Annotated in this window: 11 protein-coding genes; all 11 read right to left on the bottom strand. The window is 65.9% G+C overall.

Going from position 1 to position 14,200, the window contains the following annotated elements; genetic code table 11:
• Positions 1-7: 7 nt before the first annotated feature.
• The gene (locus FHT26_RS08670) at positions 8-4,786 is read right to left on the bottom strand and encodes a glutamate synthase-related protein (RefSeq protein ID WP_168559750.1); all 4,779 of its coding nucleotides are present in this window, start codon (positions 4,784-4,786) and stop codon (positions 8-10) included.
• 132 nt (positions 4,787-4,918) lie between these two features.
• Entirely contained in the window at positions 4,919-5,584 is a 666-nt protein-coding gene (locus FHT26_RS08675; protein ID WP_168559751.1) for a transposase, read from the bottom strand.
• A 3-nt stretch (positions 5,585-5,587) separates the two neighbouring features.
• Entirely contained in the window at positions 5,588-6,751 is a 1,164-nt protein-coding gene (locus tag FHT26_RS08680; RefSeq protein ID WP_168559752.1) for a deoxyguanosinetriphosphate triphosphohydrolase, read from the bottom strand.
• Between the two features lie 3 nt (positions 6,752-6,754).
• Complete coding sequence (gene aroB / locus FHT26_RS08685; RefSeq protein ID WP_168559753.1) at positions 6,755-7,846, bottom strand: 3-dehydroquinate synthase; 1,092 nt, start codon at positions 7,844-7,846, stop codon at positions 6,755-6,757.
• A 32-nt stretch (positions 7,847-7,878) separates the two neighbouring features.
• On the bottom strand, positions 7,879-8,415 hold the full coding sequence (locus tag FHT26_RS08690; protein WP_168560113.1) for a shikimate kinase: 537 nt from the start codon (positions 8,413-8,415) through the stop codon (positions 7,879-7,881).
• 67 nt (positions 8,416-8,482) lie between these two features.
• Positions 8,483-8,881: a hypothetical protein gene (locus FHT26_RS08695; protein ID WP_168559754.1), complete on the bottom strand. Its 399-nt coding sequence runs from the start codon at positions 8,879-8,881 to the stop codon at positions 8,483-8,485.
• A 75-nt stretch (positions 8,882-8,956) separates the two neighbouring features.
• Entirely contained in the window at positions 8,957-11,101 is a 2,145-nt protein-coding gene (locus FHT26_RS08700; RefSeq protein ID WP_168559755.1) for a type IV pilus secretin PilQ, read from the bottom strand.
• Positions 11,102-11,124: 23 nt separating this feature from the next.
• Positions 11,125-11,670 carry a pilus assembly protein PilP gene (locus FHT26_RS08705; protein WP_157598203.1) on the bottom strand — a complete coding sequence of 182 codons (546 nt, stop codon included), beginning with the start codon at positions 11,668-11,670 and terminating at the stop codon, positions 11,125-11,127.
• On the bottom strand, positions 11,670-12,362 hold the full coding sequence (locus FHT26_RS08710; RefSeq protein ID WP_168559756.1) for a type IV pilus inner membrane component PilO: 693 nt from the start codon (positions 12,360-12,362) through the stop codon (positions 11,670-11,672). The genes FHT26_RS08705 and FHT26_RS08710 overlap by 1 nt, the downstream gene beginning before the upstream one ends.
• Before the next feature lie 13 nt (positions 12,363-12,375).
• Positions 12,376-13,020, bottom strand: a complete 645-nt coding sequence (locus FHT26_RS08715; protein ID WP_168559757.1) for a PilN domain-containing protein — start codon at positions 13,018-13,020, stop codon at positions 12,376-12,378.
• Positions 13,017-14,054, bottom strand: coding sequence for a pilus assembly protein PilM (locus FHT26_RS08720; protein ID WP_056817274.1), 1,038 nt, complete (start codon positions 14,052-14,054; stop codon positions 13,017-13,019). The genes FHT26_RS08715 and FHT26_RS08720 overlap by 4 nt, the downstream gene beginning before the upstream one ends.
• Positions 14,055-14,200: the final 146 nt, after the last annotated feature.

Below are 14,200 nucleotides of genomic sequence, written 5' to 3' on the forward strand. Positions count from 1 at the left end.
ACCTGGCTCAGGCCTTGGCGCCACTCTTGGACTTGGGGGCGCTCTTCTCGACGACCTTCGCCTTCGCGATGGTGTCGCCGGCCTGCTTCGCCGCGTTGATCTCGCCGAGCGCGCGCTTGTACTCGCTCGGGAACACCTTCACGAACTTGCCGCGCGATTCGGCCCAGGTATCGAGGATCTCGCGCGCACGCAGGCTGCCGGTCCAGCGGTGGTGGTCGTCGAGCAGCTTGCGCAGGATCGCTTCGTCGGCTTGGCCGAGGTGCCACACCGCCTTGTCGACCGAGGCCTCCTGCTCGGCGGCCGGCAGCACCTTGTCGAGCTGCACCATCGCGGTGTTGCAGCGCTTCGAGAACTGGCCGTCTTCGTCGAACACATACGCGATGCCGCCGCTCATGCCGGCCGCGAAGTTGCGCCCGGTGCGGCCGAGCACCGCGACCGTGCCGCCGGTCATGTACTCGCAGCCGTGGTCGCCGGTGCCTTCGACGACCGCGGTCGCGCCCGACAGCCGCACCGCGAAGCGCTCGCCGGCAACGCCGCGGAAGAAGGCCTCGCCGCTGGTCGCACCGTACAGCACGGTGTTGCCGACGATGATGTTGCGCGTCGCGTCGCCTCGGAAGTCGATGCTCGGGCGCACCACCACGCGACCGCCCGACAGCCCCTTGCCGGTGTAGTCGTTCGCATCGCCGATCAGGTACAGCGTGATGCCCTTCGCGAGGAACGCGCCGAAGCTCTGGCCGCCGGTGCCCTCCATCTGCATGAAGATCGTGTGGTCGGGCAGGCCTTCGGGATGGCGGCGCACCAGCTCGCCCGACAGCATCGCGCCGACCGTTCGGTTGACGTTGCGCGTTTCCTCCATGAACTGCACCTTTTCGCCGCGCTCCAGCGCCGGCAGGCATTTCTGGATCAGCTTCACGTCGAGTGCGCGCGCGAGGCCGTGGTCCTGCTCCTCGACCTGGCGGCGCGCCACGTCGGCCGGGGCCGTCGGCAGGTGGAAGATGCGCGAGAAATCGAGCCCGCGCGCCTTCCAGTGCGAGATGCCCTTGCGGGTGTCGAGCAGGTCGGCGCGGCCGACCAGGTCGTCGAACTTGCGGATGCCCAGCTGCGCCATGATCTGGCGCGCTTCTTCGGCGATGAAGAAGAAGAAGTTGACGACGTGCTCGGGGCGGCCCTGGAATTTCTTGCGCAGCACCGGGTCCTGCGTGGCCACGCCGACCGGGCAGGTGTTCAGGTGGCACTTGCGCATCATGATGCAGCCCTCGACCACCAGCGGCGCGGTCGCGAAGCCGAATTCATCGGCGCCGAGCAGCGCACCGATCACCACGTCGCGCCCGGTCTTCATCTGGCCGTCGGCCTGCACCCGCACGCGGCCGCGCAGCCGGTTCAGCACCAGCGTCTGCTGCGTCTCGGCCAGGCCCAGCTCCCACGGCGTGCCGGCGTGCTTGATCGAGCTCCACGGCGAGGCACCGGTGCCGCCATCGTGGCCGGCGATCACGATGTGGTCGGCCTTGGCCTTGGCCACGCCGGTCGCGATGGTGCCGACACCGACTTCGGACACCAGCTTCACGCTGATGCTGGCGCGCTGGTTCGCGTTCTTCAGGTCGTGGATCAGCTGCGCCAGGTCTTCGATCGAATAGATGTCGTGGTGCGGCGGCGGCGAGATCAGGCCGACGCCCGGCACCGAGTAGCGCAGGAACCCGATGTAGTCGGTGACCTTGCCGCCCGGCAGCTGGCCGCCCTCGCCCGGCTTCGCGCCCTGCGCCATCTTGATCTGGATCTGGTCGGCCGACGACAGGTACTCGGCGGTGACGCCGAAGCGCCCCGACGCCACCTGCTTGATCTTCGAGCGCAGCGAGTCGCCCTCTTGCAGCTCGTAGTCGGCCTCGATGACCTTGTTCGCGATCACGTCGCTGACCTTGGTGCCGGCGGTGATCCTGATGCCCTTCAGCTCGTTGCGGTAGCGCGCCGGGTCTTCGCCGCCTTCGCCGGTGTTCGACTTGCCGCCGATGCGGTTCATCGCGACGGCGAGCGTCGCATGCGCCTCGGTGGAGATCGAGCCGAGCGACATCGCGCCGGTCGCGAAACGCTTGACGATCTCGGCGGCCGATTCCACTTCATCGAGCGGGATCGCCTTGGCCGGATCGACCTTGAACTCGAACAGGCCGCGCAGCGTCATGTGGCGGCGCGACTGGTCGTTCACCAGCTGGGCGTATTCCTTGTAGGTGTCGAACTTGTTCGCGCGTGCGCTGTGCTGCAGCTTCGCGATCACGTCCGGCGTCCACATGTGCTCTTCGCCGCGCACGCGCCAGGCGTATTCGCCGCCGGCGTCGAGCATGTTCTCGAGCACCGGGTCGTCGCCGAAGGCCGCGCGGTGCATGCGGATCGCCTCTTCGGCGACCTCGAACACGCCGATGCCGCCGACCTGGCTCGCGGTGCCGCGGAAGTACTGGTCGATCAGCGCCTTGTCGAGGCCGATCGCCTCGAAGATCTGCGCGCCGCAATACGACATGTAGGTCGAGATGCCCATCTTGGACATGATCTTCGACAAGCCCTTGCCGATCGCCTTCACGTAGTTGTAGATGGCCTTGTCGGCCGACAGCTCGCCCGGCAGCTCCTTGTGCAGGCCGATCAGCGTTTCCATCGCGAGGTAGGGGTGCACCGCCTCGGCACCATAGCCGGCCAGCACCGCAAAGTGATGCACCTCGCGCGCCGAGCCGGTCTCGACCACCAGGCCCGCGGTGGTGCGCAGGCCCTCGCGCACCAGGTGCTGGTGGATCGCCGACAGCGCGAGCAGTGCGGGGATCGCGACGTGGCCGCGGTCCATCGCGCGGTCGCTGATGATCAGGATGTTGTGGCCGCTCTTCAGCGCATCGACGCTTTCGGCGCACAGCGACGCGAGCTTCGCCTCGACACCTTCGTCGCCCCAGGCCAGCGGGTAGGTGATGTCGATCACGTGGCTCTTGAACTTGCCGCGCGTGAGCTTCTCGATCTCGATCAGCCGCTCCATGTCGGCGAAGTCGAGGATCGGCTGCGACACCTCGAGGCGCATCGGCGGGTTCACCGCGTTGATGTCGAGCAGGTTCGGCTTCGGGCCGATGAACGACACCAGCGACATCACGACCGCTTCGCGGATCGGGTCGATCGGCGGGTTCGTGACCTGCGCGAACAACTGCTTGAAGTAGTTGTACAGCGGCTTGTTCTTGTCCGACAGCACCGCGAGCGGCGAGTCGTTGCCCATCGAGCCGGTGCCTTCCTCGCCGGCCTGCGCCATCGGGCTCAGCAGGAACTTGATGTCTTCCTGCGTGTAGCCGAAGGCCTGCTGGCGGTCGAGCAGCGATTCGCCGAACTCGCGCGGCTCGCCGGTCAGCTCGATCGAGTCGAGGCGGATGCGCACGTTCTCGATCCACTGGCGGTACGGCTTGGCGAGCGCGAACTGGTTCTTCAGTTCCTCGTCGTCGATGATGCGGCCCTGGTCGAAGTCGATCAGGAACATCTTGCCGGGCTGCAGCCGCCACTTCTTGACGATCTTGTTCTCCGGGATCATCGGCAGCACGCCGGATTCGGAGGCCATCACGACCAGGTCGTCGTCGGTGACGATGTAGCGCGACGGGCGCAGGCCGTTGCGGTCGAGCGTGGCGCCGATCTGGCGGCCGTCGGTGAACACCATCGACGCCGGGCCGTCCCACGGCTCCATCATCGCGGCGTGGTACTCGTAGAACGCGCGGCGGCGCTCGTCCATCGTCGCGTGCTGCTCCCAGGCCTCGGGGATCATCATCATCGCAGCATGGGCGAGCGAGTAGCCGCTCATCGTCAGCAGCTCGAGCGCGTTGTCGAAAGTCGCGGTGTCGGACTGGCCTTCGAACGTGATCGGATAGAGCTTGTTCAGGTCGTCGCCGAGCACCGGCGACTTCATCACGCCTTCGCGGGCGCGCATCCAGTTGAAGTTGCCCTTGACGGTGTTGATCTCGCCGTTGTGCGCCACCATCCGGTACGGGTGGGCCAGCGGCCATTCCGGGAAGGTGTTGGTCGAGAAGCGCTGGTGCACCAGCGCCAGCGCCGACGTCACGCGCGGGTCCTGCAGGTCCTTGTAGTACTTGCCGACCTGGTCGGCCAGCAGCAGGCCCTTGTAGATGATGGTGCGGCAGCTCATGCTGGGCACGTAGTACTCGCGGCTGTGCGTGAGCTTCAGGCGCTGGATCGCGCTCGACGCCGTCTTGCGGATCACGTAGAGCTTGCGCTCCAGCGCGTCCTGCACGATCACGTCGGGGCCGCGGCCGATGAAGATCTGGCGCAGCACCGGCTCCTTGGCGCGCACCGTCGGCGACATCGGCATCTCGGCGTCGACCGGCACTTCACGCCAGCCCAGCACCACCTGCCCTTCGGCGCGAACCGCGCGCTCGAGCTCCTGCTCGCAGGCCAGGCGCGACGCATGCTCCTTCGGCATGAAGATCATGCCGACGCCGTACTCGCCGGGCGGCGGCAGCTCGACGCCGAGTGCCGCCATCTCGGCGCGGTAGAACTCGTCGGGAATCTGGATCAGGATGCCGGCGCCGTCGCCCATCAGCTTGTCGGCACCGACCGCGCCGCGGTGGTCGAGGTTCTCGAGGATCTTCAGGCCTTGCGCGACGATGCTGTGCGCCTTGTGGCCCTTGATGTGGGCGACGAAGCCGACGCCGCAGGCATCGTGCTCGTGCGCCGGGCTGTACAGGCCGTTCTCGGCCGCGTGCTGCAATTCAGCGGCGTCAGCGGCTGTTGCGGGAGCTGCCCCACCTTGGTCGGCCTGGGTCATGGCGTTCTCCGTCCGGAAATCTGGAATGGGTCGAAGAATACTGCAGCGCAGCACGGGCTTCAATCGAATTAAATGGGGTCAGAAACCTTTTATGGAACTAGCAATGTCCGCCAACATTTAAATAGGGACAGATCAAAGGGGCGCTTTGGGTGGGCGTCCACGTGGCCGCGCCGCCAAGCGGCGGCTCGTCAACTGCGACAGGTCGTCAATGAAAGCGCGCTCGCCGAGCGGCCAGCCTTGGGTGACGGCACGCCGGAAGCGGTCGGCCTCAGCGGACGAGGTGCCTTGCTCGAACCAGGCCCGGTATTTCATCTCTCGATCGAAGGGTGTATTTCCCAGGGCCCAGTAGAGAGGGTGATCGCTCACTGCGTGGTCGACGGCCTGCCCGAGGTGATGCGCCGCGCTCGACGCGAGCAGGTCCGGCGCGGCCGACTCGACGTAGCGCATCGCGGCCAGCAGGTGCTGTTTCCCGTCGATCGGCACGGCGCGGAAGCGGCCATCCCACAGGCTGCCGGAGCGTGCATGGCGGCGGTTGAAGGCCTGGCCGTGCTGGCGGCCGAGCGCCTGCATCAGGCGGCTCAGCGAGTCGGCCGCGGCCGGTGTCGCCAGCAGGTGCACCTCGTCGGCCGCCAGCCCGTAGGCATGCACCGCAACGCCGCTCGCCTTCGCGCCGTCGGCCAACAGGCGCAGGAAACCCTGCGTGTCCGCCTCGTCGAGGAACACCGGCTGGCCGTTGTGGCCACGCTGCTGCACCAGGTGCGGGTGGCCGGGAATGCACAGCCGGGCAAGGCGCGCCATGGCTCAGTCGAACAGGCGGCGACCCGTCAGCCGTTCGTGCTCGCGCAGCGCGTACCGGTCGGTCATCCCGGCGACGTAGTCGGCCAGCTGGCGCAGCCCGGACGGGCGGGATTCGCCCGTCGGGATCCATTCGGACGGCGCTTCGCGGTAGATCGCGAACAGTTCGCGCACCACTCGCTTCGCGCGGTCGGTCGTCGCGACCACCTGCGGATGTCGGTAGAGGTTGAGCCGCAGGAAGCGCTTCAGCTCGGTGCTGTCGGCCGCCATCTGGGCGCTGAAGCAGATCATCGCCGGGGCCTGGCGCACTTCTTCGACCGTGCGCGGCGCGTGCAGCGCAATCGCCGCGGCACTGGCGGCGAGCACGTCATAGACCTGGGCGGACAGCATGCGGCGGATGCTCTCGAACAGCAGCCGCTTGCCGTGCAACCCGGGATGCGCGACCAGCGATTCGGCCTTGTGCCGCGCGAACAGCGGCACCTCGTCGAGCTGTTCGAGCTTCAGCAATCCCGAACGCACGCCGTCATCCACGTCGTGCGCGTTGTAGGCGATCTCGTCCGCCAGGTTGCACAGCTGCGCCTCCAGGCTCGGGCGCAGCCGCGCGATGAAGCGCCGCGCGACACCATTCGGCTCCTTCGCTTCGAGCCGCGCCGCGGCCGGACCGGAACAGTGCTTCAGGATGCCCTCGCGGGTTTCGAGCGTCAGGTTCAAGCCGTCGAATTGCGGGTAGCGCTCCTCGAGCGAATCGACGACGCGCAGGCTCTGCAGGTTGTGCTCGAAGCCGCCGCTGCGTGGGTCGGCGTCGAGCAGGCAATCGTTCAGCGCATCCTGGCCGGCGTGGCCGAACGGCGTGTGCCCCAGGTCGTGGGCCAGCGCAATGGCCTCGACCAGGTCCTCGTTCAGCCGCAGGCTGCGGGCAATCGAGCGGCCGAGCTGGGCCACTTCGAGCGAGTGCGTCAGCCGCGTTCGGAACAGGTCGCCTTCATGGTTCAGGAAGACCTGCGTCTTGTAGACCAGCCGGCGGAAGGCGGTGCTGTGCACGATGCGATCGCGGTCGCGCTGGTACTCGCTGCGGGTCGGTGCGGCCGGCTCGTGCAGCCTGCGACCGGCGCTGTGCGACGGATCGCACGCGAAAGCTTGCCATCCTCCCGCCGGAAGCAAGGGCGACATCGTTCAGCCCGCGTGCGCCGCCAGCACCTCGCGCACGACGTCGTCAGGCGCGTGCCGCAATGCGGCGCGACCGGGTGCCTCGATCACGACGAAGCGGATTTCGCCCGCTTCGGATTTCTTGTCGCCACGCATCAGTTCGAGGTAACGATCGGCGCCGAGTTGGGGGCCATGCACCGGCAGCTTCGCGCGCTCGACCAGTCGGGCGATGCGCTGCGCGTAGGGCCCGTCGATCAGCCCGAGGCGCCGCGACAGATCGGCCGCCATCACCATGCCGCAGCCGACCGCCTCGCCGTGCAGCCAAGTGCCGAAGCCGAGCCCGGCCTCGATCGCATGGCCGAAGGTGTGACCGAAATTCAGGATTGCGCGCAATCCGGTTTCGCGTTCGTCCTGTCCGACCACCCAGGCCTTGATCTCGCACGATCGCTTGACGGCGTAGGCCAGCGCCGGCTTGTCGCGCGCCAGCAGCGCATCGAGATGCTCTTCGATCCAGCCGAAGAAAGCGTCATCGGCGATCGGGCCGTATTTGATGACCTCGGACAGGCCGGCCGAGATCTCGCGGTCGGGCAGGGTGTCGAGCGTGTCCAGGTCGGCGATCACGCGCAGCGGCTGGTAAAACGCACCGATCATGTTCTTGCCGAGCGGATGGTTGATTGCCGTCTTGCCGCCGACCGACGAGTCCACCTGCGCCAGCAAGGTGGTGGGGACCTGCACGAACGGGACGCCGCGCATGTAGCAGGCCGCGGCAAAACCGGTCACGTCGCCGACCACGCCACCGCCCAACGCATAGAGCACGGTCTTGCGGTCGGCGCCCGCCCTGAGCAGCGCGCCGAAGATGCGTTCCAGCGAGGTCCAGTCCTTGTGGATCTCGCCGTCGGGCAGCTCGACGACCAGGCACTGGGTCACTGCGGAGCGCAGCAGCGCCTGCAGCCGGTGCGCGTACAAGGGAGCGACCGTCGGATTGGTCACGATGACCGCCGTGTGCCCGTGCGGCACACCATCGAGCGCCGTCCGGTCGGCAAGCAGGCCGGCCCCGATGCGGATCTGGTAGCTGCGCTCGCCCAGCTCGATCGTCACGTCTTCATGCCGCGAATTCATGGCCGGCAGTTTAGCGCGGGGATCTGGCGTGCTCAGTCGGGTGGCGAAGGCTCGCCTGCCGCGCCGTCCGGCAGCGCGAGGATGCCCACGAGTTGCAGTTGTGCCAGCACCATGTTCACCAGCGTGTGCACTGTCGGCCGGCCCGTGTCGATGACGAAATGGGCCGTCTCGCGATAGAGGGGATCGCGCAGCTGGTAGAGCTCGCGCAGCCGGGTCAGTGGATCGGCCACCTGGAGCAGTGGCCGCTGGGTGTCGTGGCGCAGGCGCCGGTACAGCTCTTCGGGCGATGAGCGGAGGTAGACGACATCGCAGCGCCCATGCAGCCGGCTTCGATTCTCCGCCCGGAGCACCGCGCCCCCACCGGTCGCGATCACCGCGGGGCCGCCGCCCGACAACTCGTCGATGACCTCGGCTTCGATGTCGCGAAAACGCGCTTCGCCCTCGCGTTCGAAAAAGCTTCGAATCGGCTCTCCGATCCGCGCTTCGATCAGGGCATCACTGTCGACGAAGCGACGCCGTGTTCGCTTCGCGATCTGCCTGCCGGCGGTGGACTTGCCCCCCCCAGGCATGCCAATCAATGCCAACGGCCTGCCAGGCGTGTCGGGGGAAACCAAGGTGTGCGAGCACGCCCTGCGGTCAGGGAGTCGCCTCCTCGAACGGGCTCGAAACCGAGACCGTGACGGTCCGGTTCAGTTTGTCCTTCACGACGACCAGCCCTGGGTCCATGCACCGTCCGTTCAGAGTGATCGTGAAACTGCCACCAGCGTCGTCGACTTTCGACTTGTTCAACACGATACCGTCCGGGAAAGTGTTGTTGATGTAGTACGGAGCCGACCCGCCATACACGAACACCTCAGCCAGGAAGCCCGCCGCGCAGGTCCCTTTCGCATTCTTCACCCCGATTGTCGACGGCTGAACGTTGAACGGAGCGGGCGCACCCGCTTCGTTGTCTTCGCTTCCCCCGCCGCCACACGAGGCGAGAACCGCAACAGAGATCGAAGCCAGAGCAACGCGGTTCAGCAAAGGCAGTTTCATATGGAGCACCTGAATATCCTGGTTGGCGAAGACGGGCAGGCTGCTGGTCGCCCCTCCCGTGATTGCAGACTATTTTTACCGAACCGCAGACCGATCGCTGACCACCTTCGGCGTGATGAAGATCAGCAATTCGGTCTTCTTCGACGATTTCGTCTTGACCTTGAACAGATTCCCGAGGAAGGGAATGTCGCCGAGGTACGGCACCTTCGTCACGCTTTCCTCGTCGTCCTGCGTGAAGATCCCGCCGATCACGACCGTGCCGCCATTCTCCACCAGCACCTGCGTGCGCACATGCTTGGTGTCGATGGCCAGGCCTTGCGAGGTCACCTGGCCCACGGTGTCCTTCGTCACGTCGAGGTCGAGGATGACGTTGCCCTCCGGCGTGATCTGCGGCGTGACCTCGAGTTTCAGGTTGGCCTTGCGGAACTGGATCGCCGTCGCGCCACTGGACGTGGCGGTCTGGTACGGCAGCTCGGTGCCTTGCTCGATCAAGGCCTTGACCTGGTCGGCCGTGATGACACGCGGGCTCGACAGGATCTTGCCCTTGTTCTCGGCTTCGAGCGCCGAGAGTTCCAGGTTCAGGAAGCGATTGGCACCGACACCGAACAGCGAGAGCGCAAACGTGGCCGCGTTGTAGTCGTTCTGACGGACGGCCGGCAGGCTGACGAAGTTGGTGTCCGCGTAGGTCAGCGCCGTCCCGGACTGGCCGGTCTGTGCGCCGATCGCGTTGATGTTGCCGCCCACGCCGACGCGGGTGTTGCCGCCTGCGTTGAATCCGGCGACACCGCCGTTGATGCCGCGCAAGTCGGAATAGCCCAGCTTGGCGCCCAGCGAGCGGCCGAAGCTGTCGTTGGCTTCGACGATGCGCGCTTCGATCAGCACCTGCCTCACCGGCACGTCGATCTTCGCGATCATGGCCTGCACTTCTTCGAGCTTCGACGGGATGTCGCTGACGAACAGCTGGTTCGTGCGGGTTTCGAAGATCACGCTGCCACGGTTGGTCAGGATGCGCGTCGTCGCCGCGCCGCCGCCCGCCGTGTTCTGGCCCGTCAGCCCCTTGGCCACTTCTTCGGCCTTCGTGTAGTTCAGCTGGAACGATTGCGTGCGCACCGGTTCCAGGTTGGCGATCTGCGCCTTGGCCTCGAGGTCGATCTTCTCTTTCGACGCGAGTTCATCCTTCGGCGCGATCCAGATCACGTTACCCGACTTGCGCAGCCCCAGGCCCTTGGCCTGCAGGATGATGTCGAGCGCCTGGTCCCACGGCACGTCCTTCAGGCGCAGCGTCACGTTGCCGGTGACGGTGTCGCTGGTGACGACGTTGAAGTTCGTGAAGTCGGCAATGACCTGCAGCAGCGCACGGACTTCGATGTTCTGGAAGTTCAGCGACAGCTTCTCGCCCGCGTAGCCCGGGCCTTGCACCAGCTTGTTCGGATCCTGCTTCTGCTGGCGCACTTCCAGCACGAACTGGTTGTCGGTCTGGTAGGCGCTGTGCTCCCAGGCCCCGCGCGGCTCGACGACCATGCGCACGCGGTCGCCGTTCTGGAAGGTCGAGACGCTCTGCACCGGCGTGCCGAAATCGGTCACGTCGAGCTTGCGGCGGAGGTTTTCCGGCAGGTTGGAGCGCAGGAATTCCACCACCAGGCTCTGGCCCTGCTGGCGGATGTCGACGCCGACCTGGTTGTTCGGCAGGTCGACCACGACCCGGCCCGCACCATCCTGGCCACGCCGGAAGTCGATGCCCTTCAACGGCATCGGTGCGTCGTTCAGGTTCTCGGCGAACCGCGTCGATTCGCCCGCCACCGGCGACTTGGCCGTCGAGACGGCGCCGCCGGCAGGAGCCGACGATTCCATCACCACGACCAGCACCTTGCCTTCGAGCTGGGCGCGGTAGTTCGACGCCGTCTTCAGGTTCATCACCAGGCGCGTGCGGTCGCCCGACTGCGCTATGTTGATCGAACGGATGTTGCCCTGGTTGATGTCCAGGTTCGACTTGCCCATCGCGTTGCCGACGCCGGGCAGGTCCAGCGCGATGCGCGGAGGCGTCTGAACCGTGAAGCCGGTGGGCACCGCCGCCAGCGGCTCCGACAGTTCGATGCGCACGACCTCTGCGCCCGCCTGCTGGGAGCTGTTGATGGACTGGATGGCGTTCTGCGCCCACGCAGACAAGGACGCGCCGAAGAGCAACGCGAGCGCAACGCTTCGAACTTGCCACTTACCCATGATCTGTTTCTCCTGCATGTTCTTCACCGCGCCCGTTCCTGAAGCTGAAGAGAGCTCGTACGCTCGATCCACTCACCCGCCGCGTCCTGCACGATTTCGCGCAACGAGACGTCCGTCTCGGAAATCTTGGTGACCTTGCCGTAGTTCTGGCCGAGGTAGTCACCGGTCTTGACCTGGTACAGCAGGTTGTCGACCCGCAGCAGCGCGTACGGGCGCCCCTGCTTGGTCACGCTGCCGACCATCGCCATGCTGTCCAGCGGATAGGCTTCGAGCGGTTCCTTGCGGCGGTTGATTTCCGCTGCCAGCAGCGAATTCGGCTGCCGGGATTCCTGCTTGATCGCGACCGTCAGCTTCTGCGTGCTGAACGGCTCGACACCGGCGCCGGCCAGGTAGGCCTGCGGGTTGAATTTCTTCGGCGGCGACAGCGGCGTCACGTTCGGCTTCACCTCGCGGCGCTGCTGTTCGATCCATTGCTGGAGCTCATCCTGCGCATCGCCACAGGCGGTCAGCGCGAGCACCGTGATGGCGCAGGCGCAGGCGGTTGCCGGCCAACGCAAAGTGGTTCCCATCATTTCTTCGCTCCCGCGGCCTTGGCAGCAGCCTGACGCTGCGCGGTGACCTCGTTCGGATCCAGGTAGCGGTAGGTTCTGGCCGTCGCGTCCATGCCCAGCAATCCGGTGGCGTCCTTGCCACCGGCATACGTGATCACCATGTTGTGCAGCGTCACGATCCGCGAGAGGTTGGCCACGTCGGCCGCGAACGCACCGATGTCGTGGTAGCGGCCGGTCACCCGGATCGAGATCGGCAGTTCGGCGTAGTACTCCTTCACGAGCACCTGGCCAGGACGGAACAACTCGAACTGCAACCCGCGGCCGAGACCAGCCTGGTTGATGTCCGACAGCAACGCATCCATTTCGGCCTTGCCGGGCAGCTGCTTCTCGAGCTGGGTCACGTACTCCTCGACCTGCAGCTTCTGCTTGCGCAGTTCGTCGAGGTTGACGGCCTGCGCCAGCTTGCCCCGGTAGTCCTGCTTCAGCACGGGTTCCTTGTCGCGCTCGGCCTGCAGTTGGTCGTCGACCCCGGTCAGCAGCAGGAACCAGCCCACCACGACGACCATGACGGCCAGCGCCACCCAGGTCGCAAGCTTGGGAAGCATCGGCCATTGGCCGGGTTCATTCGGATTCAGCCCCCGGAACTGCGAGGCGGCAGCCCCGAAGACCGAGTTCAGATCGACGTTGACGGATTTCGCTTTCGTTGCCATGGCGTCTCGATGGTCAGGGCTTCTTCGCGGCGACGGCGGCGCTGGCCGCAGCCGCCGGCACGACGGCCGAGGCGGCAGCTGCGGCCGCGTCGACGTCTTGCGGGCGCTTGATGGTCACGCGCATCGAGAAGTCGAACAGGCGCTTCTGCTCGCGGCTGGCCGTCTGCACGACCGCCGCCTTGATTTCGACCAGCTCCGGCTTCGTCAGCCATTCGGAGTTGTTGCTCGTGTTGCGCAGCAGCTCGGAGACGCGCTCGTTGGTCTGCGCGATGCCGTTCAGCAGCAGCACCTGGCCGTCTTGCTTGATGCTGCTGAAATAGACGCCTTCGGGCGTTTGCTTGACCAGTTCGTTGAGCACGTGCACCGGCAGGTTGCGATCGATCTGCAGGTCTTCGACCGCCTTCTGCCGCGCCTTGAGCGCGTCGATCTCGGCACGCAGCGTCGCGATGTCCTTGATCTGGACCTCGAGCTTGCGGATCTCGGTCGTCAGGAAGTCATTGCGACGAATCTGGTTCTCGGTCATCTGCTGCAGCACCAGGTACCACAGGCCGACGGCCGCCAACCCGGCCGCGGCGGCGAGAGCCAGACCGAGGAAGAACGCCGCCTTGCGCCGCTTGCGCTTTTCTTCGCGGTGCGGGAGTAGGTTGATCAGAATCACTGCAAGAACCTCCGCATCGCCAGCCCACAGGCCGTGAGGTAGGAAGGCGCTTCACGGCGCAGCTTGCTCTCGCGGACCGCGGAGCCCAGCTTCATGTTTTCGAACGGGTTGACGACCATCGACGCGAAGCCGGTCAATTCGGTGACACGGTCCTTCAGCCCCGGCAGGGTCGCCGTGCCACCGGCCAGCATCACGTAGTGCACCTTGTGGTGCGGCGTGCTGGTGAAGAAATACTGCAAGGCGCGGCCGATTTCCTGGGACAGGCTGTCGACGAACGGCACCAGCAGCGACGATTCGTAGTCCTCGGGCAGTTCGGCCGACAGCTTCTTCTGCTCGGCTTCCTCGAACGAGAAACCGTACTGGCGCGAGATCAGCTGCGTCAGCTGCGAACCGCCAAAGGCCTGGTCGCGGTCATAGAGCATTTCTTCGTCGCGCAGCACCTTCAGGCTCGTGGTGTCGGCACCGATCTCGAACAGCGCGACCAGCGCATCCTTGCCCTCGTTCGGCAGCGCTTCGATCAGACGCCCCATCGCCAGCCGCGATGCATGCGACTCGATGTCGAGCACCGCGGGCTTCAGGCCGGCCGCTTCCGCGAGACCCTGGCGATCCTGCACGCGGTCCTTGCGGGACGCAGCGATCAGCACCTCGACGTCACCCACCGACGTGGGGCTCGGGCCGATGACGGAGAAGTCAAGACTCACCTCGTCCAGCGAGAACGGGATGTATTGATTGGCTTCGGATTCGACCTGCAGCTCAAGCTCTTCTTCGCGAAGGCCGGCCGGCAGCATGATCTTCTTCGTGATCACCGCGGACTGCGGCATCGCGAGAACGACATGCTTGGTCTTGGTGCCGCTCTTGGTGACCACGCGGCGCACCGCATCGGCCACTTCGTCGAACTTCTCGATCTGGCCATCGGTGATCCAGCCCTTCTCGAAGCTCTCGGAGGCAAAACGCTCGAGCACATATTCACCGGAGGCACTTTGGCCCAGCTCGACCAGCTTCACACTGGACGAGCTGATATCCAAGCCGACCATCGGTGGATGCTTTCGGCCTAACAACAGGTCTAGGAAGCTCAAGGGGCCATCTCCCAACGCGACACGAATCGACAACCGAATTGGCGGTGAAACGTGCGCTGGATTGTTAAGAAGTTACTTCAATGCTAGCAGTAAAGCCTTTGTGG

It is taken from the genome of Rhizobacter sp. SG703 (genome assembly GCF_012275445.1).
Classification (GTDB): domain Bacteria; phylum Pseudomonadota; class Gammaproteobacteria; order Burkholderiales; family Burkholderiaceae_C; genus Rhizobacter.